The sequence below is a fragment of the Burkholderia sp. BCC1988 genome (assembly GCF_905339895.1).
Taxonomy (GTDB): Bacteria; Pseudomonadota; Gammaproteobacteria; order Burkholderiales; family Burkholderiaceae; genus Burkholderia.
Map to the genome: position 1 here is coordinate 169,704 of NZ_CAJPHA010000004.1, position 26,841 is coordinate 196,544.

Below are 26,841 nucleotides of genomic sequence, written 5' to 3' on the forward strand. Positions count from 1 at the left end.
ACGCGCTCAGTGCGGCATCGCCGGCGCCGCTTCGACGTCGGACCGGCCCGGGCGCAGGCAGAGCGTGGCAAGCGCGGCGCCCGCGAGCGGCACGGCCAGCGCGAGGAAGAATCCGGACGGCCCGCCCCACGCCAGGAACGTGCCGCCGACGGCCGAGCCGGCGATCGCGCCCGCGCGGCCCATCCCGATCGCCCAGCCGGTCGCGGTCGCGCGCAGCGCGGTCGGATACGCGCCGACGATCAGGTAGTTCAGCGCGATCTGCTGCCCGCCGATGCCGAACCCGGCCGCGCCGACGAGCGCGAACACCAGCGCCCAGTTCGTGCCGGCGTAGCCGAGGGCGAGCGCGATCGCGATGCCGGACGCGAACATCGCGCCGAGCAGGTTGCGCGTATTCACGCGCGGCAGCACGATCGACAGCGGGATCGCGCAGACGATGAACACCGCATTGACGATCACGGTGCCGACCGGCGCCTGCTGCGCGGTCAGGCCGGCCGCCTTCAGCACCGTCGGCAGCCACGACAGCAGCATGAACCATGCGATCCAGTTCAGCAGGTAGATCGCCCAGATGCCGAGCGTGTTGCCCGCGTGGCCGTCGCGGAACAGCGCGGCGACGCTCGCTTTCGTCGTCGCCTCTTCGGGCACGGACAGGCGCGCGTCGGACGGCAGCGCCTGTGCGACGATCTTCGACAGCGTCGCCCGCACCCGCTGCTGCGCGCGTGCGTCGTCACGCGACGCCAGATAAAACAGCGACTCCGGCAGCAGCAGCGCGACGAGGCCGAGCACCGCGAGCGGCGCCGCGCCGCCCACGACGAAGATCCCCGGCCAGCCGATCACCGGCAGCATGCGCGCGGCGAGCAGCCCGCCGAGCATCGCGCCGGCGGGCAGGCCGAGCAGCACGCCCGTCATCACCGCGCCGCGCAGCCGGGCCGGACAGTATTCGGCCGCGAGCGCGAGCAGCACCGGCGTGCAGCCGCCCATCCCGAGCCCCGCGACGAAGCGCAGCGCGAGGATGTGGCGTGGGTCGCCGGCCCATGCGGTCGCGAGCGTCGCACTGCCGAACAGAGCAAGGCCGATCATGATCGCCGGCCGGCGGCCGATGCGGTCGCCGACGAGGCCGAGCGTCATCGCGCCGATCGTCATGCCGACGATCCCGGCGGTCAGGATCGGGGCGAGCGCGCCGGCCGGCAGCCGGAACGACGCGAGGATCGCCGGGCCGGTAAACGCGATCGCCTGCGTGTCGAAGCCGTCGAGCAGCGCGATCAGCACGCACAGCGCGAGTACGCGAATCTGCAACGCGCCGAGCGGCGCGTCGTCGATCAACGCGGGAATCGAGCGAACGGAAGCAGCAGTCATGAAAGCGTCTCCAGGATCGCCCCGTCGTTGCGGGGCGATCCGTTTATCGTTTTTGAATTACGGCGTGAAGGGGTCGCGTATCAGTCCGCCTGCACCGCGACGGCCTTGATCTCGACGATGTAACCGGGCGAGCCGCCGAGCATGTGCGCGCCGACCGCGGTCCACGCGGGCCGCGGATGCGCATGCAGATAGCGGTCGCGTACCTCCATGAACAGCGGCAGGTCGCGCATGTCGGTGTGGAAGGTCGTCAGGTCGACCACGTCGTCGAGCGATGCGCCGGCCGCCTCGAGCACCCGCTTCAGGTTCTCGAACGCCTGCACGATCTGCGCCTCGCGGCCTTCGACGAGCTGCATCGCGGCATCGCGGCCGATCTGGCCGGATACGTAGACGGTATCTCCGACCTTGACCGCCGGCGCGTAGCCGATTTTCTCGTACACGGCTTCCATTCCGGCGGGGATGATCGCTTCGCGTTTGGGCATGAGTGTCTCCGGGGCCGGCACGTCGGCGCCGGCCGGTTGTTGGATGGTTGCTGGATGGTCGTTCGCGCGCATGCCGGACTGCGGCGCGCACGTGTCGGAAGAAGCGCGCCGCTCAACCCGTATCGCCGCCCGCGACCGGCAGCACCGTGCCGGTGATGTAGCTCGCCTCGTCCGACGCGAGGAACAGGATCGGCGCGATCTGCTCGTCGAGGCTGCCGTAGCGCTTGAAGAAAGTCGAATCGGTCACCTGCCGCACCGCTTCGGCCATCCACGCCTGCTCCTGCGCGTTGTCGCCGGCCGCATTGCGCGGCACGCGGCGCGGCGGCGCCGTGGTGCCGCCCGGCGCGGTCGCGACCACGCGGACGTTGTGCTCCGCGTATTCCATCGCGAGCGCCGCTGTCAGCGCATTGACGCCGCCTTTCGCCGCCGAGTACGGCACGCGGCGAATCCCGCGGGTCGCGTTCGACGATACGTTGACGATCGTGCCGCCGCCCGCGGCCAGCAGGTGCGGCAGCACCGCGTGGCAGCTGTAGAGCGTCGGCATCAGCGAGCGGCGGATTTCGGCGTCGATCTGCTCGGGTTCGAACTCGGCGAACGGCCGCATCCGGATCGCGCCGCCGACGCCGTTGATCAGCACGTCGATCCGGCCGAACGTCGCGACCGCGCACGCCATCGCCGCGCGCGCGCCGTCGTAGGTCTCGAGATCGGCGATGAAGCCGGCCGTGTTGCCGCCAGGTGCTTCGGCGGCCACCTCGGCCACGAAGTCCGCGCGGTCGACGAACAGCACCTGGCCGCCCTCGGCCGCCGCGCGCAGTGCGACGCCGCGGCCGATGCCCTGCGCCGCGCCGGTGACGACGACGACCTTTCCGGAGAATCGTTGCATGGTCATGCCGCCTTTGCCGTCACGTTCGGGGTGAACTTCTCGTAGTGGAAGCTGTTGGGCTTCACGCCTTGATCGTCGAAGTACTGGCGCACCGCGTCGACCATCGGCGGCGGGCCGCACAGATAGACGTCCACGTCGCCGTCGTTCAGCGCATCGGCCGGAATGTGCTGCGTGACCCAGCCCTTGCGTTCGTGGCTCGACGCCGCATCGGCGACGACCGTCGCAAAGCTGAAGTTCGGCAGCTTCGCCGCATACGCTTCGATCGCGTCGACCAGCACGAGGTCGAGATCGCGCGTCACGCCGTAGATCAGGTGCACCTTCTGCTGCGAACCGCTGCGCGCGAGCACCTCGAGCATCGACAGGAACGGCGCGAGACCCGTGCCGCCCGCGAGGAACAGCAGCGGCCGCGCGACGTCGCGCAGGTAGAAGCTGCCGAGCGGCCCGTTCAGTTCGAGCGTGTCGCCGGGTTTGGCCGATTCGAGCCACGTGCTCATCACGCCTCCCGGAATCTTCTTGATCAGGAATCCGACCTTCGTGTCGCCCGGCGCGGACGAGAACGAGTACGAGCGGTGCTGGCCGCTGCCCGGCACGCCGATGTTCACGTACTGGCCCGGCAGGAACACCGGTGCGGCCGCGTCGACGTCGAGTTCGAGCACGATCGCCGCGTCGTTGTGCGGGTCGACCTTCGTCACGGTCGCGGCGAACGCGCTGTGGCCGGTCTTGCATGCGACCGACGAGCTCGGCACCGCGATCACGCAATCGCTTTGCGGCACCATCTGGCACGTCAGCACGAGGCCGCCGTCCTTCTCGTCCTCGGTGAGCGCGTCGTCGATGTAATCGTCGCCGAGGTCGTAGCTGCCGCTTTCGGCGCGGCACTTGCAGGTGCCGCACACGCCGTCGGAGCAGTCCATCGGGAGGTTGATCTTCGCGCGGAACGCGGCGTCGAGCACCTTCTCGCCGGCCTTGCAGTCGATGAAGCGGGTGACCCCGTCCTCGAAGTTCAGTGCAATCTTGTAGGTGGACATGACCTCGTCTCCCTGTGTTACTGGTCGAAACAATCGGCGTCAGACGTGGTACACGTCGAGCACCTGCCGGATGTAGTCGTTCTTCAGCACGATCTTCTTGTTCGAGATCAGCAGCGCGTCGCCCACCTGGCGCAACGTGACGAACATCGTGCCGAAGAAGTGATCGGTCACGCGGTAGCGGTGGTTCAGCGTGTGGAAGTTGTAGCGCACGTCCACCTCGCCGTCGCGCTCGGCCAGCACCTCGACGTTCGTCACGTTGTGGCTCGTGCGCGGCTCGGGCGTCGACGCGCCGCTGCGCTCGGTCTTGATCCGGAACACGCGATCCTCGAGGCCGCCGCGATCCGCGTAGTACATCAGCGAGATCTGGCTGTGCGGATCGTCGGTCGGCCGGTCGTCGTCGTCCCACGCGGGCATCCAGTACGTGACGTCTTCCGTGTAGCAGGTGAGCCACGCGTCCCACTCGCGGTCGTCGAGCAGGCGCGCTTCGCGATACAGCGCCGCGCAGATGGTCCGGTAATCGATGTTCATGCTTCCACCTCCCCGCGTTCCTGCTTCAGTGCATCGCGCATCACGTGCACCCAGTGTTCGTGCTGGCACACGAACAGCCCTTCGTCCTCGCTGCGCTCGCCCGACATGCGCGGGTTCAGCCCCATCCGTTTCGCGTTCTCGTCCGGCCCGTCGATCCACAGAGGCGCGCCGCGCGACAGGTCGTTCCACATCGCCGTGATGCCCGCGTAGCCGGCCTGGCACGCGCGGAACTCCTCGAGGTCGTCGGCCGTGCCCATGCCGCTCACGTTGAAGAAGTCCTCGTACTGGCGGATCCGCGTCTCGCGGTCGGCGTCGCTCTCGCCCTTCGGCGCGAAGCAGAAGATGCTGACTTCGGTCTTGTCGACGCCGAGCGGGCGCACCACGCGGATCTGCGTGCTGAACTGGTCCATCAGGAACACGTTCGGGTACACGCACAGGTTGCGCGTCTGGTTCACGATGAAGTCGGCCTGCACTTCGCCCACGCGCGCCTTGATCTCGTCGCGGTGCTGGTACACGGGCCGCACTTCGGGGTTCATCGTCTTGGTCCACAGCAGGATGTGGCCGTGGTCGAAGCCGTACACGCCCGCGACCGACTTGCTCCAGCTGTTCGCGTCGACGGCCTTGGTGCCGTCCTCCTTGCGGCGGCCCATCGTCGCCGCGTAGTTCCAGTGCACGGTGCTCACGTGATAGCCGTCGCAGCCGTTCTCCATCTGCATCTTCCAGTTGCCTTCGTAGATGTAGGAGGAGTTGCCGCGCAGCACTTCGAGGCCGTTCGGCGCCTGGTCGACGATCTGGTCGATGATCACGCGCGCCTCGCCGAGGTAGTCCTCGAGCGGCAGCACGTCGTCGCTGAGGCTGCCGAACAGGAAGCCGCGATAGTTCTGGAAGCGCGCGACCTTCTTCAGGTCGTGCGAGCCGTGCGTGTTGAACTGCACCGGATACTCGGTCGTCTTCTCGTCCTTCACCTTCAGCAGCTTGCCGGTGTTCGAGAAGGTCCAGCCGTGGAACGGGCACGTGAAGCTGCCCTTGTTGCCGTGCTTGCGCCGGCACAGCATCGCGCCCTTGTGTGCGCATGCATTGATCACCGCGTGCAGCTCGCCGGTCTTGTCGCGCGTGATGACGACCGGCTGGCGGCCGATCCACGTCGTGTAGTAATCGTTGTTGTTCGGGATCTGGCTTTCGTGCGCGAGGTACACCCAGTTGCGCTCGAAGATGTGCTTCATCTCGAGCTCGTACAGCGCCTCGTTCGTGAAGATGTCGCGGCGGCAGCGGAAGATGCCGGCCTCCTTGTCGTCCTGCACGGCGGTGGCGAGCAGGTGGTCCAGTTCGGTGGTGGGGTCGATCGTGGCGGACATGTTGGTTCCTCCTGTGCGCGTGCCGGGTCCTGCAAGCACGCTCGCATCGGTATCGATTGAATCTCGCGGGAGCCCGGCCGGCGGCGGCGCCTGCGCGCCGCCGAGCCGTCGGGCGGTTATGCCGTGGCGGAAGCGCGCAGGCGTTCGACGATCTGGTTGTCCTTGCCCTCGACGCGCGGCGTCAGGACGAAATTGAACTCGATGTCCTGGTACGCGTCGGCCTTCAGCCCGAGCGCGGCGCCGCCGGTCTTGCCGGTGACGGGCGGGATCAGCTCCTCGCGCGTCGCATACGCGAAGTCGTCCCAGATCAGCGGGTCGCCGTCGATGTTGAACTGGGTCGTCAGCTTGCGGTGGCCGTCGCTCGTCACGAAGAAGTGCACGTGCGCCGGGCGGTTGCCGTGGCGGCCGAGGCGGTCGAGCAGCTGCTGCGTCGCGCCCTGCGGCGGGCAGCCGTAGCCGACCGGCATCAGCGTGCGGAACTCGTACTTGCCGTCCGCGCCCGTCTTCACCGCGCCGCGCAGGTTGAACTCGCTCTGCGCGCCGGTCGGGTCGAAGTGCGAATAGAAGCCGTGCGAGTTCGCGTGCCAGCACTCGACCAGCGCGCCGGCCACCGGCTTGCCGTCGAGATCCTTCACGGTGCCGTGGATCACGAGCGGGCCCGCACCTGCGTCCGCGTCGAGGTCGATCTTCGCGACGCCGTCGCGCACCGGCGCGCCGGCGACGTACAGCGGGCCTTCGATCGTGCGCGGCGTGCCGCCGTCGAGGCCGATCGCCTCGTCCTCGGCGTCCATCCGGATGTCGAGATACTTCTCGAGACCGAGGCCGGCCGCGAGCAGCGCCGCTTCGCCGTCCTGGCCGAGCTTGTTCAGGTAGTTCACGCCGGCCCACACTTCGTCGGGCGTGATGTCGAGGTCGTCGATCGCCTTGAACAGGTCGCCGAGCAGCCGCAGCACGATCTGCTGCGTGCGCGGGTCGCCGCCGTTAGCGCCGTTCGCGCCCGCGTTCGACGCGGCCTTCAGCAGATCCTGCACTTCCTTGGTTTCGAAAACTTTGACGCTCATGATGGTGTCTCCACGTGTATTTGGGGAAAGGTGACCCGGGGTGCTCGCCGTTGCGGAAGCGGCGGCACCGTGGCTCAAACGTCGCCGTCGTGTATCGACGACGGGTGGCGACACAACGGCGTCACCGAAATCTTCATGTACGGGAACAGCGGCAGGCCGCTCAGGATCTCGTGCAGCTCGGCGTTGCCCGACACGTCGAACACGCTGTAGTTCGCGTATTCGCCGGCGATGCGCCAGATGTGGCGCCACTTGCCGCTGCGTTGCAGCTCCTGCGAGTACGCCTTCTCGCGAGTCTTGATCTCGTCGGCCACCGCGGCCGGCAGGTCGGCCGGGAGGTTGACGTCCATGCGTACGTGGAAAAGCATCGTGATGTCCTGGTACGTGAGCGGGTTGTCGCGGGTATTAGCCGGTCAGCGGGCGACTTTCGTCAGCCCGTCGCGGGTGAAGCGCGCGACCTTCGCTTCGTCGAGTTCGATGCCGAGGCCCGGGCCGCTCGGCACGGTCAGCTCGAAATCGCTGTAGTCGAGCGGGGTCGCGAGAATTTCTTCGGTGATCAGTAGCGGTCCGAACAGTTCGGTGCCCCACTGCAGGTTCGCGAAGCTCGCGAACAGATGCGCGGACGCGACCGTGCTGAACGCACCTTCGAGCATCGTGCCGCCGTACAGCTCGATGCCGGCCGCATCCGCGATCGCCGCGACGCGTTGCGCCGCGAACAGGCCGCCGCTTTGCTCGATCTTGATCGCGAACACGTCCGCGCCGTGCTGCTTCGCGATCTCGAACGCGCTGTCCGGGCCCTGCAGGATTTCGTCGGCCATCAGCGCGACCGGGAAGCGGCGCATCAGCCGTGCGAGCGCCGCGGCCGACGCGACCGGCTGCTCGACCAGTTCGCAGCCGGCATCGGCCAGCGCCGGAATCGCGCGCGCGGCCTGCGTTTCGCTCCATGCCATGTTCACGTCGACGCGCACCGAGGCACGCTCGCCCACTGCCCGCTTGATCTCGGCCACGTGCCGGATGTCCGCGTCGAGCGCCTTCGCGCCGATCTTCAGCTTGAACACGTTGTGGCGGCGCAGGTCGAGCATCCGTTCGGCTTCGGCGATATCGGTCGCGGTGTTGCCCGATGCGAGCGTCCACGCGACCGGCAGGCGATCGCGCCGGCGGCCGCCGAGCAGTTCGCTGACCGGCACGCCGAGGCGCTTGCCGTGCGCGTCGAGCAGCGCGGTTTCGAGCGCGCTCTTCGCGAAATGATTGACCTTCGCGAGCTTGCCGAGGAACGCCATCAGCGTCTGGACGCGCGTCGCATCCTTGCCGATGATCGCCGGTGCGAGATACGCGTCGATCGCGAGCTTCATCGCCTCCGGGCTTTCCGGGCCGTAGGCCATCCCGGCGATCGTCGTGCCTTCGCCGAGGCCCGTCACGCCGTCGCTGCAGGTCACCTTCACCAGCATCAGCGTCTGGCCGTGCATCGTGGCGACCGACAGCTTGTGCGGACGGATCGTCGGCAGGTCGACGAGGCGGGTTTCAATGCGTTCGATGGTGACTGAGGACATGGGGCACGCTGCGTGTGGGGAGTTCATGGGACGGATTTATACGCGGCGGGGAAATGGAGCGTCCAATACTTTTGGTCTCGCTTTTTGATACCTGGGAGGTATTGGAAATCGCTTGAATGCGCTTGATATTGCGGCGCACCATACCTTTTTTGGCTAGGTATGCGGGCTGAGAGGCTTGCTGGAGCGCGGTCTTGCGTGTCCGGGGTGTTGCTTGGGCGGGGGTGCGGTGCGGCTGCTTTCGGTGGGGGGAAATCGGCTGAAAACCGGTGGGCTGCCTGAGCCGATCAGGGTTTTCCTGAGGGGAAACACGCGGGGTTGGCCGTCCGGTCTTCGGCTTCGGCGTCGGTTTCTGCGGACGAACGAAAAACATCGGTACGCGGATATCGACGCCCGACGCAGAGGCCCCTCATCCATCAGAAGCTGACAGTACACGCCGTAGCTGCTGCAGGAGGCGCGATGCCGCGGCATTCAGGTGTTACGTTGCCTATGGACGTCAGCATGAGCACGAGGGGTGGCGCGACCTGGGGGCCCGGCTGGCTCCAGAGGTTCCAGAAGGGCGTGCTCGACACCCACCAGTTCACTGTTTTCGGCGTGTGGCAAGCCGAAGGCGAGGTACATTGAGTGACCGCTTTCCGGGATCACCGTGGGGCCGTTCCGGGTCGGGCGCGGGCATCCGCATCGGACAGCAGCCGGCCACAAGCAGTTATTGGACCGACGGCGCGAGATTGGCGACAATCTTCAGCACCAAACTTCGGGGGCTTCGATATGGTCATGAAATTCATCCTCGAAACCATTGATGTGAACACGGCGTGTCCTGCAGAGAGCTTTCAGATCGAAGTGCCAGATTCGTCTGTTATTTCCTCTTTGTTGGAAGACGAGGAATTTGACGCAGGCCGTGACTATGAGTTGGACGCGCACGAGACGGCTCGATTCTCATCGTATTTCGGTTTCTCAGTTGGAGAGTCGGCCTCGGCGATTCTGAGACCCCGTCATTGGCTTGATGACCTTCCTTACCAGGCCCACACAAATCGGGAGCTTGCGCTGATGCTTGACGGCATGAAACCCTTTGCCGCCTTCAGCGAAGAATATCCATCGTTGACAGACGACAGCGTGATTCCAGAGCGACTGTTCGACCGCTATGTGGCGGATGGACGATTCCTAAAGAGAGAGTACATCGATACAGAAATTCTTAATGGCTACCGTACAAGGCGCGTTTTGTATGCACGACCTAATGAAGCGTGGCGGATTGATGCCTATATCCTTATTTGGCATACGGTGCAAGTGACCGGCTGGAACGAATCACTTGAACGCATGGAGGGGTTCCTTCTAGGTTACGAGGCGTGGCAGACAGACGCATACATTCGTGCGGCCAAAGCACGAGCGGGTGCAAGCCAGCAACACGCACCATGACTGGCGACGGTAGCAAATTGCGATCCGTTCACGGGGTGCATCAAAAGCGAATAACCGAGTGGACATCAAAAAAACGCTCCAAGCGAATTCATTTGCCGGGCCGGGTTAGCCTGTCCTCCGGATGGCGCCAGCCGATTGCATCTCATCTGAGCTATCCCCCTTCGCGACAACTAGCGAGACGAAGGGATAAGCGAAAGCACATACTAGGACGGCTGAAGCAACTGTAAGAGGTGGTACGCGGCCAGAGGCGGTCGTTCAAGTCCATGCTTCGTCGCGGCCGCGCGTAATGGGTCTGCGTCTGGCGGGTCAGATGCTGCTTGGAGGCAGATTGAGAAATGAAAAATATTCAGATCATTGACGGCGCAGAAAATTGTGTTTATGACATTTTTGCAGTGACAGACGAACAGTTTGATTTGATATTTCCGGAGGGGACTGACATTGCATTCATCGACGAGGTTTATGACCGATCCGATGAAGCGTCGTTGGATGCTGTCTTCGCTGAGATATGGACTCGTCCGGTGAAGAAGAAGGAAGCGAACGGTATTCACGGCACGCTCTTCTATGAACTCGAGCAGAAGAAGAAATACTACCCTTCCAGGAAAGACGATGAAGCAGTCAATCCTGACGGTAGCTATTTGCGATAGCGAGATCTGGACAACGATCGAGCTTCCCGACCGGCCAGGGACGTTCACTGGTACTCGGTGCCAGAATGGTCGACAATCCGACAATGGCGCATCTATCGGAACCGGTTATCTTAGGGATCGTACTGGATGAAGAACACACTGGGTTACCTGCATGAGGTCTGGCTCTGCCCGGACGGATTCGGCAACGCTCTACCCGCATGCATCGCCCACGGACCAGCCGGAGATGCCGCCCGTGCCCTCAATGAGCCGGGCAGTGAATGGATATGGACGTTTTGGGCATCGTCACATGCGGAGGCGATGGGTATTTATTACGAATTCGTCGGCTATGGAAAGTACGCATCCCGATTCGACGACGATCTCCTTCCTTATCCGCAAGATTGGTATGAGCGCCAAGTCGCCCATCTGAACTGCAAGTGATCGATGCATGCGCGTCTGCCCAGCGTCTTTGTGTGTTGCATCGACCGGTTGAATCCACCGTCGGTGACTGCCGATCCGGAAAAACATGAGCGCAGGTCTTGGCACAGATTCGCGCGATGAGCGTTGTCAGGCACGGCGCAGCTCCTACTGCACCAACAATCCCCACACCGACTGTTCAGTTTCCGCACACCAAATCGCAGAGACCCACCGATCCGCGCGGCCGCGCCGGGTGGGAATAAACCCGTATAGCCCCGCTTCTCCTCACCCGCCTACCCTCGCGCGCATGCTGGTCGGGCGGCGCAACGCCCGCTCCGGCCGATCGGAATTTCGTGAGGAGACTACATGGATAGCAGCAGCAACACCGCCCTGTTCGACGCCGACATCTGGCGCGGCAAGACCTTCACCGGCCGCTGGCACGCGAGCCCGCACACGGCCGACGTGATCGAACCCGCAACGGGCAACACACTCGGCCGCATCGGTCTCGCGGATGCCGGGACAATCGCCGACGCATCGGCCGCCGCGCATCGCGCGCAGCCCGCCTGGTTCGCCCTGCCCTACGACGACCGCGCGGCGGTCCTGCGCCGCGCCGCAGCCGTCGCCGAAACGCACTTCGATGCGATCGTCGACTGGCTCGTGCGCGAAAGCGGCTCGACGCGCGCGAAGGCGTCGTTCGAGACCTCCGTCACGATCAAGGCGCTGCACGAAGCAGCCGGACTGCCGTCGCGCGCGGCCGGCGAAGTGCTGCCGTCGGCGGCCGGCCGGCTGTCGCTCGCGCGCCGCCGCCCGCGCGGCGTGGTCGGCGTAATCTCGCCGTTCAACTTCCCGCTGTACCTCGCGATGCGCGCGGTCGCACCGGCGCTCGCGCTCGGCAACGCAGTCGTGCTGAAACCCGATCCGCGCACGGCCGTGTGCGGCGGCGTCGCGATCGCCCGCGTGTTCGAGCTCGCCGGCCTGCCGGAAGGCGTGCTGCACGTGCTGCCCGGCGACGGTGCGGCCGGCGCGGCGCTGGTCGCCGATCCGCACGTCGCGATGATCCAGTTCACCGGCTCCACCGCGGCCGGGCGCAAGGTCGGCGAAGCGGCGGGCCGCCACCTGAAGAAGGTGTCGCTCGAACTCGGCGGCAAGAACTCGCTGATGGTGCTCGAGGACGCCGATCTCGATCGCGCCGTTGCCAACACCGCATGGGGCGCGTATCTGCATCAAGGCCAGATCTGCATGGCGACCGGCCGCGTGCTCGTGCAGCGCGCGATTCACGACCGCTTCGTCGCGAAGCTCGTCGAGAAGGCACAAAGCCTGCGGGTGGGCGACCCCGCGACCGCGGACGTCGGCCTCGGCCCGCTGATCAATGCCGCGCAGCGCGATCATGCGGCGAGCGTGGTCGACACGGCCCGTCGCGCCGGCGCACGCGTCGAGACGGGCGGCGGCCATCGCGACCTGTTCTTCGAGCCGACCGTGCTGAGCGGCGTCGCGCCGGGCAATCCGGCATTCGACGAAGAGATCTTCGGGCCGGTCGCGATCGTCGTGCCGTTCGATACGGACGACGAGGCGATCGCGCTCGCGAACCGGACAGAGTACGGGCTGTCGATGGCGATCCTGTCCGCCGACGTCGGGCGCGCGCTCAGGATCGGCGAGCGCTTGAACACCGGGCTGCTGCACATCAACGACCAGACGGTCAACGACGAAGTGATCAACCCGTTCGGCGGCGTCGGCGCATCGGGCAACGGCTCGAGCATCGGCGGCAGCGCGAACTGGGAAGAATTCACGCAGTGGCAGTGGCTGACGATCAAGGGTGAAGCGCCGCTTTACCCGCTTTGACGAGGAGACCGACCATGTACACCGAAAACGATACGCGCGCCGTCACCGCGGCCGTCGCCCGTGCCGCCGGCGCGCCCTTCTCGATCGAATCCGCCCGGATCCGCGCGCCGCGCGGCGACGAGGTGCTGGTGCGCGTCGTCGCGACGGGCCTGTGCCACACCGACCTGATCGTGCGCGACCAGTACTACCCGGTGCCGCTGCCGGCGGTGCTCGGTCATGAAGGCGCCGGCGTGGTCGAGGCGGTCGGCCCGAACGTGAAGACGCTCGCCGCGGGTGACCACGTCGTGCTCACCTACGGCGCATGCGGCCACTGCGCGTCGTGCGTCGGCGGTCACGGCGCGTATTGCCGGCAGTTCTTCGGGTTGAACTTCGGCGGCGCCGACGCGGACGGACAGACCGCGATCCGCGACGCAGCCGGGCAACCGCTGCACGATCATTTCTTCGCGCAGTCGTCGTTCGCGAGCTACGCGCTCGCCCGCGAAAACAACGCGATCAAGGTGCCGACGCAGGCGCCGCTCGAACTGCTCGGGCCGCTCGGTTGCGGGATCCAGACCGGCGCGGGCGCGGTGATCAATTCGCTCGCGGTGCGCACGGGCAGCAGCTTCGCGAGCTTCGGTGCCGGCGCGGTCGGCATGAGTGCCGTGATGGCCGCGCGCGTCGCGGGCGCCACCACCATCATCGCCGTCGACATCGTGCCGTCGCGGCTCGCACTGGCGCTGGAGCTCGGCGCGACGCACGCGATCAACAGCAAGGAAGTCGACGTCGTCGACGCGATCCGCGAGATCACCGGCGGCGGCGTCGACTACGCGCTCGAGTCGACCGGACTGCCGGCCGTGCTGTCGCAAGGGATCGATGCGCTCGGCTCGCGCGGCACGATGGGCGTGGTCGGCGCGCCGAAGCTCGGCACCAAGGCCGAATTCGACGTGAACAGCCTGCTGCTCGGCGGCCACACGATCCGTGGCATCGTCGAAGGCGACAGCGTGCCGCAGACGTTCATTCCGCAGCTCGTGCAGCTGCATCTGCAAGGACGGTTTCCGTTCGACCGGCTGGTGAAGTTCTATCCGCTCGACCAGATCAACCAGGCGGCGGAAGACAGCAGCAAAGGCATCACGCTCAAGCCGATCCTGCGTTTGCCGCATTGAGCGCGGGGGCGCCGCCGGCCAGCGGTGGCCATCGTGGCTATCGGGCGGCAATCGGGCTGCGATCGGCGGCGCCCCTGTCGGGAAAATACCGCGCTGCGGGCGCCGGGCTATATTACGCATTCGCGCGACACGCCGGGCCGCCACGCCCGGCCCCGGACACTCGACCCCCAAATGGAGCGCAGCGTGAAGACGGCCCCCGAATCCCTTGCACGGCCGGTCGACCTCGACCGGCTCCGCGCCCGCTTCGCGGCGGGCGAGCCGCTGCCGGAAACAGCATTGCCGGCCGCCGTCGCGCGCTCGTGGCTGCGTTCGCGCGACGCCGGGCTCCGGCCGTGGCAAACCGCCCGCTACGAAATGCAGCGCGAGTTCGACGAACCGCGCGCGGACCGGCGGCTGCTACGCTGCGTCGCGCAGGAGATCGAGCAGCTGTGGGCCGCGTTCGGCGGCAGCGAGTGGACGATCTTCTGCGTCAATCCGCGCGGCACGATCATCCATGCGCGGCGCAGCCCGCAATGCGACGACACGCTGCTGACGCCGATCGTCGCCGGCCGCCGGATCGTCGAACCGAACATCGGCACGACCGCGCCAAGCTGCGTGATTCACGACGGCACGGAGGCCGTCGTTGCGGGCGCGCAGCACTATCTCGACGAGTTTTCGCGGGTGTTCTGTCTCGCGGTGCCGCTGGTCGGCTTCGACGGCGAAGTGATCGGCGCGCTCGACATCACCGGCATCGGCCGGCGCAATGTCGTGCAACTGCGCGAGCAGTTCCGGCATGCGGCGCTGTCCGCCGAGCAGCGGCTGTATGCGATGCTGCGCGACTGCCATCTGCTGCAGGTGCAATACGATCCGCGCTGGCTCGGCACGCCGCTCGCCGGGGTCGTCGCGCTCGACGAAGCGGGCCGCGTGCGCGCGGTGAGCCGGCTCGCGCGCCAGATGCTCGACCTCGCGCCCGAAGGGCCGATCGCGCCGGTCGATCTCCGGCAACTGTTTCCCGGGGCGACGCCCGCGCAACAGCGCCGCCTGCTGACGCCGGCGCGCACGCCGCAACGGATCGCGCGGGACGATGGTAGCCACGTATGGGTGCGCACGGTGCGTGCGCCGCTCGATCGGGCGACGACGGCGCGCCACGCCGATGTGCTCGAAGAAGCCGCCGACGTGTGCAATGCGGCGCCGGCCGCCAGCCCTCAGGCGAGCCTGCACGAACAGTCGCTCGACGCGATCCGCCGGGCGCTCGGCGAGCACGACGGCAATGTGTCGGCGGCCGCGCGGCAGCTCGGTATTTCACGCACGACGCTTTATGCGAAGCTCAGGCGGCTCGATGCGGCGGGGCTCAGGACTGGCGGGCCGCATCGCGTAGACCAAAATGAAGTCGCCACCGTTTGCGAAGTGAAGATGTCGCTCCGTCGGTCGTCGTTGACCAAGAAATGCGGAACCCTCGGGAATTCGTGAGGTTGCACGCCGCGCATTAAGGTTGTCACTGAGCACGGCATCGCGAAGACGTGCGGACAGCGGGGACGCGGTTCGTGACTCACGGACTAGACTGCGGCGATCCGCGCGGTCGGAAACACCGTCGGTTCCTGGTCCTCGCCGGCGTCGTCCGGTCCGCGACGCGCCGCGCGCCTCCGTCGCGTCGTTATCAAAACTGCGCCGTCACCTGGAACCCGAGCGTAACCCGGGCCGTTGGAAAACCGGACGGCTTGTAGATCGGCGTTCCTGCGAACAGGTCGTAGCCTAACCCACCGAAGCGCGTCCCGACGCTGCCCTTGACGCCGATCACCGCGCCGGCAAGCTGCGTTCCGACTAGCGCGACCGGCTGCGGGCCCCACACGCGGCCATAGTCCAGCCCGGCGTAAATCGCTTGGCCCGTTTGGCCGATCGGCATTTGCAACTCGTTGCGCCAATACAGGCCACGTGCTGCCGCCAACATCGTTTCACCGTCGAAACCGCGCACCGTGTAGCGGCTACCGATGGTCAAGTCATCGATGTAATACAGCGTATTACCCGTGTACTGGCCGTGAATGCTCGTCACATAGCGGAACGGCTGCTTGGCGATCGCAAACGGCACCGACAGATTCGCATCCACCACCGCCATCTTGTAGCGGTAGGTCGGGCCACCACCGGCCGCGAGTACGTCATCCCGCGCGCCGAGACCACCGACACCCTGGCGATAAGCGAGCGTGCCGTCGAACTGCGCGCCATCGAAGTAGTGACGATCAGTCAGGCCGAATTCGATGACGGTTGTGTTGCGGCGTTGTTGCGTGATTTCCGTGTCTTCGATGAAGCTTTCGCCGAAGCGACGCGACAGGCGGACATACCCACCGAACACATCGTTCTGACTGCGCAGCAGCACGCGCGCCAACTTGAAATCCAGCGTCTTCGAATTGCCGCTCGCGACGAACGTCTGGTTCACGCCGGCAATCTGTTGATAGTAGGTGTTCGTGTACGCCGCAACCGTGGCGGTCCAGTAGCCCCACGGAATCGAATAGAAGCCGTTCCAGCCGTGCGACCCGAGGCGCTTGTCGCCGAATTCGAGGTCTTGACTGACGCCGACGTTGAACACGTCGTTCAAGGCAAGCGGGTTGTCGATGCCGATCGACAGATTGCCCTGCAGTCTGCCTGTTGCGCGTGTGCCTGAATTATCGATCGACGCGACGACGGTCCACGGCTTGCCGCGCTTCACGTCCAGCACCACGTCGCTTTCGCCCGGCTGGTCAGCAGGGACGATTTGCATCGAAACGTCCTGACTGCTGACGCGCTTCATCTGCTCCAGACCTTGTTCGAGGTCGCGCAGGTTCAGCACTTCGCCGTCGCCGGTCGGGAACGCGGTCTTCCACGTGCCGCGCAATTTCTCGTCGGCGAAGCGGACGTGCCGAATCACACCCGGAATCAGGGCAAGCTTTAGCGTGCCGGTTGCCAAATCCTGTTCCGGCAGTAACACGCGCGTCGTGATGTAACCGCGCGCCAAGATTTCCCGAGACAAGCCCTTGACGATCGTATCGACGCCTTGTTTGCCGACACATTGGCCCGCGTAGTGGGTGAGCCATTCACGCGCGAAGGCAAAGCGATCCATCGGCAGTGCGGAAGCGCCGGCCGACTTTGCGGCATCGGGCAGCGAATCGGGCACGTCAAGCGCGAAGCGGTCGATATGGAAACACGGGTGTTCTTCGCTCGGCAACGGCGGATAGGCTTCGGCGCGCGGTACATCCGACCGCACGGAAGGGGCACGCAACGCCGCGTCACGTTGCTGCGCGTCGCGTTGTTGCTGTGCCTGCCGGTCCTGTTCCGCGTTCGCACGCGCGGCAGCGGCCCGATCTTCAGGCGTGGGGGCCTGCTGTGCGTATATCCCGAGCGACGTCAAAGCTACGAACGGCAATACCGTCAGTCGTTTATTCAGTTTCATAGACCTATTTTTTTGTAATTTTTCCCGATGCGCCGTTGACTGAGCGAAGTTGCGCCCTCATAGGAAATCGCGCCGCCTTATTCTGTAGATTCTCTCACATACGTTACGAATTTATTTCGACCACCCTCTTCTAAATGCAATCGACCGCATACTGAACATCGGTAAACCGTAACTCCATTTTTTAGGATGACATCATAAAAATTCTCATCAGTAAAAATTTCTCCACCGCCCAATGAATCACCTATCTCGTCGATAGATTTTTCTGGAACAAGAGTCCATTCATCATCAGTCGTTCCGCCAGAAAGATTGATCACATTTCCACATTTACAAGTGAATTTTGGCATTTTCATTTCCCACTAGTCGGCCGATTAAATCTAAAAATAGCACCGTTCGAATTTTGAAAGAATATGGTTTGAATGCTTTGTGCGTTTGGCTTTCCCCACATCCGAGCTGCGATCGATGCCATGTCGCCATTTGACAAATTGGCCTGCACAAGTACACCATCACCTTGACTAGCTTTTTTCTCAATATTTTTTACGATATTCGAAGGATTTAGATTCTCTGGAGTATAGACATCGATTTGCCCGACGCCCGACACTCCCAAGTCTGCCGTTCGAACACCAGTAACACCCTGTGATGATGCCGTAGGTTGATGAGTTACATCGTATCCAGCATCAGCCAACCCTTGCCCCGCCCGAACCTCATTTGAATCTGGCGTTGCACCGGCTTCAACATTTACATTTCCTTTTCCGCCATTGTTGTTTCCGTTATTCAGCATGGCATTTCCTGCAGAAATGCCCAATGCAGCATTCGCAGCTTGTACCGCACCTGTCGTGACCAACACGGTGCCGCCGCTCGGCGTCATCGGGTCGCCGCCGCCCATTGCCCCCAGCGCGGTAGCCGCTGCAAGATTAACACCTTGTGATATCTGCGCACCGACAGGCTGATGCATGAATTTTGAAAATTCATTCTGCATCATCCCAACAGCCAGATTGACACCCGAACTAATGGCATTGCTGCCCGTTTTACGCGCTGACTGAATGGTGTTGTAGAGGTCAATCACCTGCTGCGCAAGGCTGTCCGATTCCTTGTTCGACGCCTTATTCTCTGTATCCCTCGACTGGTTGTACAGGCCGACGTTCGACGCCATCGCAGCACCCGCTGAACCACCCACCAACGCGCCCCCGAGACCCGACAAAATATTGCTCGCCACATTGCCGAGCAGCGTCGAACCGGTCGCTCCGGCAATCGAATCGCTAACCGCCTCAGTCTGCGGTGCGAGCTTCGATGCCAGACCCGCGCCAGCTGCGCCGCCAACCGTCGAGAACACGCTACCGCCGCCCAGCCCGCCAATCAACGCGCCGCCCGCTGTCTGCATCAGTGCACGCGAATCTCCACCTTCCGACCATGATTTCGCTTCGGACAGCGCTTGCGACGCCGTGGCTGCGTATGCCTCAGCGGTGTCGGTGTCGCCCGCCTGTATTGCAGCCTTCGCTGCCGCCGTCGCATCCTTCGCGGTGGAAAGGGCGTCGTCGCGTTTCATATCGGCATAGGCCCCAATGCCTTGTGCTACCACCTGGCCGGCCGCTTGCGCGGCATTCATCGTGTCGGCCTGCTTATCCAGCAGATTCTGCACGTCCGGCGTCTTCGACACCGTTCCGTTCAGGTTCGACGTGTCGCGATTCAGGTTAGCCAGGTCCTGTGTCTGGCCTGCCGGATTCGTGACATTGATCGTGCCGGCGCTAACGCCACTACGCGTGGTTGCGTTCTCGTTTCCGCTGTCCGATTGCGAAATCATCGGCGTCACGCCGCCCGAACCACTTACCGAATCGGGTCCGATAGCCTTGCCGGTATTGCTCACGCCTACGCCAGCACTAAACCCATTGCTGTCCGCCGCGTAGTGCGAGTGATTTTCAATATCGCTGGTCGTCAACGTCCCGGTCGTCAACGTGTTCTTCGACGCATCAGCCGTGCTGCCGATATATGCGCCTTTCAGGTCGGTATTACCCTTTACGTTGACATCGAAACCGCCGCTGCCGGCTTGAATGCCGGCCTGTTCGTTCACACCGGCATAGTTGCCATCCGCATGCCCGTTCTGCGCGCTGACACTTGCGGTTCCACCGCCCATCGTGCTGACACTAATACCGCCGCCCACGCTGCTTTGATGTGCCGTGCTGTACGTCGTGTCCTGTATGCTCTGCACGTTCAGGTTGCCGCCAACGTCCGCCTTCACGGTGCGACCGGACACGTTGGAACCGATCACGTTCGTATCGCCGCCGCTGAGAAGCGTCACGCTATTCGCACCTGTCACGTGCGAATTGTTCTGCATCGCGGCGTCGCTGTTGCCGTCGCCGTGTGCGCGCGACATGGCAGCCGACACTCCGATACCGTTCGTGCCGATCGACACACCGACGCTTGCGCTTGACGACGAGTTCGAGCTGCGCGTTGAATCCGTGTTCGTCGTGTTTTGCAGGTCAATCTGATTCTTCGCGACCAGCAACACATCGTTGCCCGACACGTTCGAACCCGACACGGTGATATTGCCGCTGCCCGGCGTGCTGTTGCCAGTCGCAATCAGGGAAGTGGTGCCGCCGGCCTTAACGTTCGATCCGACCTGCGTCGTCTGGTTTTCCGACGTGTCGAGTCGGCTATGGCTCGATCCGACGCTGACTTGAACGCCGATGCTAGGCGCATTCGACGCGCTTGATACGCCGTTCTTCGCCATATCGTACGCACCGTAGCCGGCCATTGCTGCATCGCCGCCTGCCGCAATTGCGTGCAGGGCTGTTGCACGGCTGTCGCCGGCACCACTCTTTCCGGCCTGCGCCTGCTGGTACGCACCGTTGATCGCATCGCCGATGCTGCCCGACAGGCCGAGCGTGACGCCGCTGCTGCTGGTTGTCTCGCTATGGGTCCTGTTGCTGGTATCCGTCGCCGAATCGATCACGACGTTCGCGGCGCTGCCCGTCAGGTTCTTTCCGGCAATCAGGTCGCTGCCCGTCACATGCAGCGTGTCGCCGGCCTTGACTGTCAGGTTGCCGTTGAGCGAGCCGACCGTGCTCGCGTTGTTCGTGACGGACGCAGCATGATCCGTATCAGTCTTCTTCTGCGTGCCGATGCTCACGGTCAGACCGCTTGTACCGATACCCGAATGCGTTTCGCGATAGTAGCTGTCCTGCGTGACCGAATCTTTGGACGTCGTGATATTGACGTTGTTCGTCGCGGCAAGACTCACATCGTTCGTACCGACGACCGTGCTGCCTTGAACGGTCAGGTCGTGGCCCGACTGAATGTTGACGGTATTGCCCGAAACCGTGCTGCCGACGCCGACGTTCGCGCGCGTGTCCGTCATCGAATCGGTCTTCGTGCTGCTGACGAAACTGCCGCGCTGAACCTGCACCGACTGGTACTTGTCGTGTTCCTCGCGCGCTTCGTTCACCGTGACGTTACCCGTTGCAACGATGTTCGCCGTACCGGTGGCGTTCTCAACGCCGTTCGTCATACCAGCGGTGAGGGACGAACCCGTGAGTGTCACGTTGCCTTTCGATGCGTCGTTGCTCGCCGCGCCGAGCGACGCATTGCCGCCTGCCGTGAACTGCGTACCAATGGCGTGCTCGTCGTAGTTGTGATCGACTTCTTTGCGCGTCTTGCTGTCCGCCGCGACGTTATCGAGCTTCGCGGTATCCGTGACCGTCGTCGCCGTCAGATTGCCGCCCGCGAGCACCGCCAAATCCTTGCCGGCAGTGACCGTCGCACCCTTGAGCATCGTATCGTTACCGCTTTGCATCCCCAAGCTGCCGCCTGCGGTGATGCCGCTCGTGACGTTCTTCGTCGTGGATTCTTCCCAATGATGCTGATCGTTCAGATACATCGATTGGTTCGTCGTGGATTGAACCGCATCGACGTTGATATCGCGGCCTGCGGTAACCAGCGCATCGCCACCAGCCGACAGATTCGCACCGTGAAGCGAGAGATCGCGACCCGCCTGAACCGACAAATCACCCGTTGCCGCGATCGTGCCTTGCTGGCCGATCAAGCTTGTACTGGCCTTGCTTGCCCCCGATGCACCGGTTGCGCCCACCGCATCGACCAGCGTCGTGTTGACGATATCCCGACCGGCACTGACGGCGACCCGATTACCGGTAATCATCCCCGACGAGTTGACCACATCGCTGCTGGCCGATACGACCGTCGTGCCGTTCTTGCTGTCGCTGGAAATCGTACCGCCGCGATTCAGGATGTCCGTTGCGGTGAGAACCGTCTTCGTACCGCCCTTGATGACACCCGAGTTGGTCGTGCTGCCGGTCGTATGAATTTCAACATCATCGGCCGCGATCAACGCACCGGTCGGTTGCAGGTCGTTCGCATGGGTTTGCGCCATGTAGACAACCGGAGCCAACACATGCGTCGTGCTGCCATCGGGCAGGGTCACGGCCTGGTCGACGAGCCACACGATATCGCTCGTCAGCGCATCCATTTGCGCAGCAGACAGCGCCATGCCCGGCACCAGACCAAACGACTTCGCATAGTTCGCGCCATTCGTCATCAGCGCGCGATACTCGTCTTCGGCGCTCGCGTAGCCCGGCAGGAAGGTGCGCCCCGTCAACTGCGTAATCTGGTTGCGCACCATCTGCTGTTCATACATGCCATCGCCCAAGCGCTTTTCGATACTCGCCGGGTTCAGGTTCAACTGGCCGAGCATGTAGTCGCTCGAAATGAAATTCGTATAGCTCGTCAGACGCGGATCGGTGACGACCAAATACGGTTGCCCCGGTGCGGAGTGGATCGAGTACATGCCGCTGGTCGGCAGCGTGATCGACAATGCACCGGTTGCGCTCGCAACCGATTGAAGTGCGGGGACCGTGGTCGAACCGCTTGCCGCGCCGACCTTGTTTAGCGTGCTACCCGACACCCCCTGATTGGCGGAATTGTTGCCGAGCGTACCGCCCGTCGCACCGGTCACGGAACTCTGCGCGGCGACGTTCTGGTTATTGACGCTCTGGCCGGTGATCGACACCGACTGATTTGCGATGATCGTGCCGCCCGTACCGCCGATCGCGACCGGTGTATGGACAACCGTCGGTTCAACGATCGTGCCGCGATCCTGCGTCGTGTCTTCGTTCCATGCGTACATCGACACGATATTGTCGGTCTGGTACTGATACAGCGTGCGACCGACGTTGTTCACGACCGTGCCGCCATAACTGCCGCTACCCACAGAGCCGTTCTGCTGCGTGCTGCCGATCTGAATCGACTTGCCGGCAGTGATGGCGCTGTAGTCGTTGTTGATCGTGCCGACGTTCGCCATCGTGATACTGCCGCCCGCGACGAGCTGCGCTTGTTGCGCCTGGCTCGTTACCTTGTCTTGCTGCGTCGTGGATGTGGTATCGCGCCAGATTTCGACGCGTTGATAGCCGTTGTGGCCGTCGCTGCGCGTCGTGTATTCCGTATCCGGGACGTAGTTGATGTGCGGGTCGTAGGCGTCCCAATAGTTGACCGTAACCGACCCGTCCGGGTTGGTCGTCAGCGTGTTGTAGTAAATCGTCTGCTGCTTGCCGTTGACGTTCACGACCAGCACCTTGTCGGTCGCGTTCGGTCCGGACGATTCCGATACGATCTGCGACGGGCTATAGCTCGAAGTGAGCGGCGTCTTATAGCCATTCACCCACATTGCCTGCGAGCAGCCGCCGTTCGGGTCCGCGTTCATCGTCGCGCACACGATGTATTTCTGGCGCTTGGTTTCGTGCTTGCTCGTCGTGCCAGTCGTTTCGGTCGTGACCGTCGGCGCGGGGCGTGTGTTGGTGAATGTACCGGCCGCGAGTTCGACGTTGCCTTGTGCTTCGATCGTGGATTGATCGTTCAGCACATTCTGCGTGCGGTTCGCGAGCAAGCCGTTCGCATCGCGCTGACCGTTCGCCGCGATATTGATATCGCCGACGCTGAACAGGTTCGCACCGCCCGTATTCGACAACTGATTCGTCGCGTACAGGTTCAATTGGTTGGCGGCGGCGAAGACAGCAGCGGCTCCGGTATTGTTGATCGTGTTCGCATTCGACGTGACGTTGGCACCGATGACGGTACCCGTATTGTTCAACGTGGCGCTGTTGGTCGTAACCGTATCGCCTTCGATGCGGCCTGCGTTGTCGATCGTGCCGCCGTTCGCGTTGACGGTCGTGTTCGCGGAATTCAAATCCGCGCCGCTCTGGTTGTCGACGTTCGCAGCATTCACGGTGAGCGCGCCGTTCGCATCCAGCACGCCCTGGTTCGTCAGCTTGCCTGACGTGGTGAAATTCAGGTTGCCGTTCGCGTGCAGCCTGTTCGCTGCCGTCTGCGTGTAGTCGCTCCCGAGCGTGATCGAGCCGTTACGACCCGCGACGATGGAACCGTCACCCGACAGCGTGCCGGTGATCAGCGTGAGGTCTTGATCGCTACCGATCGCGCCGCCCTGGTTCGACAGGGCACCCGTCTGAATCGATACGCTGCCGCCGCTGCCGGCGTCATTGCCGATCTTGCCGGACGTGTCGTCAATCGATGCAGCCGTCAGCGACAACACGCCGTTTGCCCGCACGGAACCATTCTGGTTTGAGAGCGCCGCGTTCGCACCATTGAACGTCAGGTTGTTCGCGGCCGACAGCACACCGCCGGAATTGTTCGCGTTGCTGCCGACATTCAACGTCAGGTCGTGGCCGGCCAGCGTCTGACCACCTTGCGCATTCGTAAGCGTTTGCGCGGTCAGCGTCACATCGCCATTGCCGCCGATCGTGCCGGCACCGGCTTTGCCGGACGCATCCGTGTTCGTGATCGACGCGCCGCCGTCGATCGTCGTCGCGCCCGTACCGATATTGGCAATTCGTCCGTCACTATTATCGATGCTGGATCCGGACAACTGGAGCGTCGCGGTTGCGCCGTTCGCCTCGATTTGCCCGCCGTTATTGAGCACCGCTCCTTGCGCCGCAACCTTCAGGTTGCCGTTCGCCTGTATCAGGCCGGCCGAATTTGCGAGCTGGCCGTTCGATTGCACGGACAGCGACTGTGCTGCCAGCAACGAACCGTTCGAATTGTCGACCGTGCCACCCGAAACCGACACGTCACCGTTTCCGCCGATCGTGCCGCCTGCCGTGTTCGTCAGTGCGTTCGTCGCCGTGACGGACAGCGCATCCGTGCCGAGCGCTTTAACGGCGCCGCCATCGTTCGCCAGGCTGTCGGCCGAGATCGTCAACGCGTGATTCGACTCGATCGCACCGGTTCGGTTGTTGATCGCGCCTTGGGATTTGATCGTGACGCTATCGGCACCGATGTAGCCGGACACGCTGTTGTCGAGCGACTGAACATCGAGCCTGGCCTGCCGCTGCGCGGACAGCGTACCGGCTTGATTCGAGACAGCGGCGGCGGTCAGTGCGAGCGCGCCATTGGTCGCGATGGACCCGCCGTTATTCGACAACGCACCGGTTCCGATGGTCAGCGTACCGGTACCCGCATGCGCGATTTTGCCGTGGTCGTTAATCAGCGTCGCAGGGGTGAGACTCAGGTCGGTGCTGTTCGTCTGTACGGTGCCTGAACTATTGTCGAGCGTGCCGGAAACAGCAATGGTGGTCGGGTTCGTGCCGGTCTGCGTGACCACGCCTGAACGGTTTTCAAGGTCGGTCGCCGTCAACGACAACTGGCTGCCCTGAATCGAACCTGAACTGTTGTCCAGGTTGGCCGCGCGAACGTTTGCCAACGCGCCGGCAGAAATGCTGCCGGCTGCGTTAGCCAGGTGCGAGCCGGCATCGATCGTCGCATTTTGGCCGGCCGTCAGCGAACCGCTGCTGTTGTCGATGGACTGCGCACCGACCGTCAAATCAGTAGCGGCGCTGATCGATCCTTGGTTGGCGATGCTGCCGGCCTGAACCGTGACGGCACCATCACCACCGATCACGCCGCCTTGCGCGCCGTTCGCGGTCGTGCCTGCTGCGTTCGTCAGTTGGCCGCCGGTCGTGATCGACAGACCATCGCTGTTCAGGGACGTAATGCGCCCAGCGGAATTCTGAAGCGAAGCACCGACGACCTTCATTTGGCCGGCGCTCTGAATGATGCCTTGCTGATTGTCGATCGTGCCGCCTTCCACGTCGGCGCTATTCTGCGATACCAGCGTGCCGGCCCGATTCGAAATCGCACCTGACGTGCGCACCGTCAGCGCACCCTGTGACGACACCGTGCCAGCTTGATTCGACAGGCTGCCCGCCGTCAGCGTGGCACCGCTTTGGCTGGACAGGCTGCCGCGGTCGTTGACGATCGCGCCCGCTGCGGTTGCGTTCAACGCGCCCTGTGCACTCGTCGTCGCGTTCGACAGGTTGATATCGCCGGCCGTCGCGTTCACATCCAGCGTGCCGTTCGTCGCCGTCTTGCTGCCGGCCAGATTGATGCCGTAGCCACGCAACGTCGTATTACCGCCCGCGATGTTCTGGCCGGTTGCGCTCAACTGGCCCGTCGTCGTCACTTGCAGGTCACCGGCTTGCGTGACCGTCCCGTTGCTGTCGACGCCTGCGCCGATTGCGCCCGTGGAATTCAGCGAGCCGGCATTGACGCCGACGTTGTGCTGTGCGGCGAGCGTGCCGCTATTCGTCATGTCCGCGCCGGTAGTCATCGACACGGATTGCTGACTGTAAGTCGTGCCGTTGTTGTCGATGCCGCCGCCGGCCGATACCGCAACGTTACCAAGCGCGCCGATCTTGCCGGACTGCACCAACCGCCCGTCGGTCGTGAGCGTCATGCCGGCCGCGTCCGCCGAAAGCGTGCCGGCATTCTGGACCCCGACCGCGCTGCCTGAACTCACCAGAAAAATGCGGTTGGCGTACATACCGCCGAGCTGGCCGACGTCGATCGCAACCGCCGGAGCCGCACCGTCGCCCTGAATCGGCGTCGACGCAAGCGTGTCGTGATTAACCTGATTCGAACCGGCGATTACGTTCAGATTTTTCGCATAAATGGCTGCATTCGCCTGAACGGCGCGCGCTATGATGTCGACCTGATCGATATTTGCCGCATTCAGGCCCGATCCGGATACCGTGACAAGCCCTCGATTCACGTTGAAACCGGCCACCGATCCATCTGCTCCGTAATACGGAACGCCAGTTGTCAATACGGCGCGCGAGGTATTAATAAATCCGCCGCCATCGATTTGCAAGCCGGCCGGATTGGAAATGATGAGTTCGGCTTTTTGTCCGGCAATCTCGACGAAACCGCGAATCGAGCTTGGATTATTGCTGTTGACCTGGTTGACGATGATCCGCGCAGCGTCGTTCGGCCCGAAATTCGGGTTGCCGTTGATCATGCCCGCTTGCTGCGTGTTGACAATCGTGGGCGAATTATTCAATATCGCGCCGGATTTCGAAACGTCGAACTGGTTATAGGTATTTAAAGATACACCCGCATTTCCGGGCTTATTAATATTGACCTGCGGCAAGCCGTTTTGCGTCTGGATCACCGAAGGCGCGTGCGCACCGCCGCCGACAATCTGCGCATTCGCCCACATGGGTGTCGCGCCTGCCGCGACCAGTACGGCAAATGCCGCGTAACGCAACGCAAATCGTGCAAATCCACGCGACACACGCGCTACGGCAGGGCCTTCGCCCCCGCCGACCTTGCCCGACGCGGTGGCGGTTTCTTCGACAGCAATCAGCATGCCGCGCACGCGGCTGAACACCAACCGATAGTTATTTTGGTTCATTATTGTGGTCTACTCGAAAATCGCACACCCGCGTACAACCGATTATTTGATGACCACATCATCTCGCAGAACA

At 63.6% G+C, this 26,841-nt stretch carries 19 protein-coding genes; 7 read left to right on the forward strand and 12 right to left on the reverse strand.

Features of this window, described 5'->3' with window-relative positions; genetic code table 11:
- Positions 1–6 precede the first annotated feature (6 nt).
- From U4012_RS07465 to U4012_RS07505, 9 genes are all read right to left on the reverse strand, one after another.
- Positions 7–1,353 (reverse strand): MFS transporter, encoded by a 1,347-nt coding sequence (locus U4012_RS07465; protein ID WP_044843434.1) that lies wholly within the window; start codon positions 1,351–1,353, stop codon positions 7–9.
- 80 nt (positions 1,354–1,433) lie between these two features.
- Positions 1,434–1,832: a RidA family protein gene (locus U4012_RS07470; RefSeq protein ID WP_044843433.1), complete on the reverse strand. Its 399-nt coding sequence runs from the start codon at positions 1,830–1,832 to the stop codon at positions 1,434–1,436.
- Positions 1,833–1,944: 112 nt separating this feature from the next.
- A complete protein-coding gene (benD, locus tag U4012_RS07475; protein WP_124521064.1) occupies positions 1,945–2,721 on the reverse strand; it encodes a benzoate diol dehydrogenase BenD in 777 nt (258 codons plus the stop codon).
- Positions 2,718–3,740: a benzoate 1,2-dioxygenase electron transfer component BenC gene (benC, locus tag U4012_RS07480; protein WP_321797351.1), complete on the reverse strand. Its 1,023-nt coding sequence runs from the start codon at positions 3,738–3,740 to the stop codon at positions 2,718–2,720. The genes benD and benC overlap by 4 nt, the downstream gene beginning before the upstream one ends.
- A gap of 39 nt (positions 3,741–3,779) precedes the next feature.
- Positions 3,780–4,268 carry a benzoate 1,2-dioxygenase small subunit gene (gene benB / locus U4012_RS07485; protein WP_044843430.1) on the reverse strand — a complete coding sequence of 163 codons (489 nt, stop codon included), beginning with the start codon at positions 4,266–4,268 and terminating at the stop codon, positions 3,780–3,782.
- Positions 4,265–5,623: a Rieske 2Fe-2S domain-containing protein gene (locus tag U4012_RS07490; RefSeq protein WP_124519710.1), complete on the reverse strand. Its 1,359-nt coding sequence runs from the start codon at positions 5,621–5,623 to the stop codon at positions 4,265–4,267. The genes benB and U4012_RS07490 overlap by 4 nt, the downstream gene beginning before the upstream one ends.
- Before the next feature lie 116 nt (positions 5,624–5,739).
- Positions 5,740–6,684 (reverse strand): catechol 1,2-dioxygenase, encoded by a 945-nt coding sequence (gene catA / locus U4012_RS07495; RefSeq protein ID WP_321797359.1) that lies wholly within the window; start codon positions 6,682–6,684, stop codon positions 5,740–5,742.
- A 74-nt stretch (positions 6,685–6,758) separates the two neighbouring features.
- On the reverse strand, positions 6,759–7,049 hold the full coding sequence (gene catC, locus U4012_RS07500; protein ID WP_321797361.1) for a muconolactone Delta-isomerase: 291 nt from the start codon (positions 7,047–7,049) through the stop codon (positions 6,759–6,761).
- A 45-nt stretch (positions 7,050–7,094) separates the two neighbouring features.
- The gene (locus U4012_RS07505) at positions 7,095–8,231 is read right to left on the reverse strand and encodes a muconate/chloromuconate family cycloisomerase (RefSeq protein WP_321797363.1); all 1,137 of its coding nucleotides are present in this window, start codon (positions 8,229–8,231) and stop codon (positions 7,095–7,097) included.
- Between the two features lie 498 nt (positions 8,232–8,729).
- Between U4012_RS07505 and U4012_RS07510 the strand changes: the two genes are divergently transcribed.
- The 7 genes from U4012_RS07510 to U4012_RS07540 all read left to right on the forward strand — a co-directional run bounded on the left by U4012_RS07510 (position 8,730) and on the right by U4012_RS07540 (position 15,108).
- Positions 8,730–8,852, forward strand: a complete 123-nt coding sequence (locus U4012_RS07510; protein WP_321797366.1) for a hypothetical protein — start codon at positions 8,730–8,732, stop codon at positions 8,850–8,852.
- Positions 8,853–9,002: 150 nt separating this feature from the next.
- On the forward strand, positions 9,003–9,641 hold the full coding sequence (locus U4012_RS07515; protein ID WP_321797368.1) for a hypothetical protein: 639 nt from the start codon (positions 9,003–9,005) through the stop codon (positions 9,639–9,641).
- Positions 9,642–9,976: 335 nt separating this feature from the next.
- Positions 9,977–10,285, forward strand: a complete 309-nt coding sequence (locus tag U4012_RS07520) for a hypothetical protein (RefSeq protein ID WP_321797370.1) — start codon at positions 9,977–9,979, stop codon at positions 10,283–10,285.
- A 126-nt stretch (positions 10,286–10,411) separates the two neighbouring features.
- Positions 10,412–10,702, forward strand: a complete 291-nt coding sequence (locus U4012_RS07525; RefSeq protein ID WP_321797372.1) for a hypothetical protein — start codon at positions 10,412–10,414, stop codon at positions 10,700–10,702.
- 342 nt (positions 10,703–11,044) lie between these two features.
- On the forward strand, positions 11,045–12,517 hold the full coding sequence (locus U4012_RS07530; protein ID WP_321797375.1) for a benzaldehyde dehydrogenase: 1,473 nt from the start codon (positions 11,045–11,047) through the stop codon (positions 12,515–12,517).
- A 14-nt stretch (positions 12,518–12,531) separates the two neighbouring features.
- Positions 12,532–13,659 carry an NAD(P)-dependent alcohol dehydrogenase gene (locus tag U4012_RS07535; protein ID WP_321797377.1) on the forward strand — a complete coding sequence of 376 codons (1,128 nt, stop codon included), beginning with the start codon at positions 12,532–12,534 and terminating at the stop codon, positions 13,657–13,659.
- A gap of 183 nt (positions 13,660–13,842) precedes the next feature.
- Complete coding sequence (locus tag U4012_RS07540) at positions 13,843–15,108, forward strand: helix-turn-helix domain-containing protein (protein ID WP_321797378.1); 1,266 nt, start codon at positions 13,843–13,845, stop codon at positions 15,106–15,108.
- A gap of 187 nt (positions 15,109–15,295) precedes the next feature.
- Here the strand turns inward: U4012_RS07540 and U4012_RS07545 are convergent, their stop codons facing one another.
- From U4012_RS07545 to U4012_RS07555, 3 genes are all read right to left on the reverse strand, one after another.
- Positions 15,296–17,059: a ShlB/FhaC/HecB family hemolysin secretion/activation protein gene (locus tag U4012_RS07545; RefSeq protein ID WP_321797380.1), complete on the reverse strand. Its 1,764-nt coding sequence runs from the start codon at positions 17,057–17,059 to the stop codon at positions 15,296–15,298.
- A 77-nt stretch (positions 17,060–17,136) separates the two neighbouring features.
- Positions 17,137–17,403, reverse strand: a complete 267-nt coding sequence (locus U4012_RS07550; RefSeq protein ID WP_321797382.1) for a hypothetical protein — start codon at positions 17,401–17,403, stop codon at positions 17,137–17,139.
- Between the two features lie 2 nt (positions 17,404–17,405).
- On the reverse strand, positions 17,406–26,768 hold the full coding sequence (locus U4012_RS07555; RefSeq protein WP_321797384.1) for a hemagglutinin repeat-containing protein: 9,363 nt from the start codon (positions 26,766–26,768) through the stop codon (positions 17,406–17,408).
- Between the last annotated feature and the right edge of the window lie 73 nt (positions 26,769–26,841).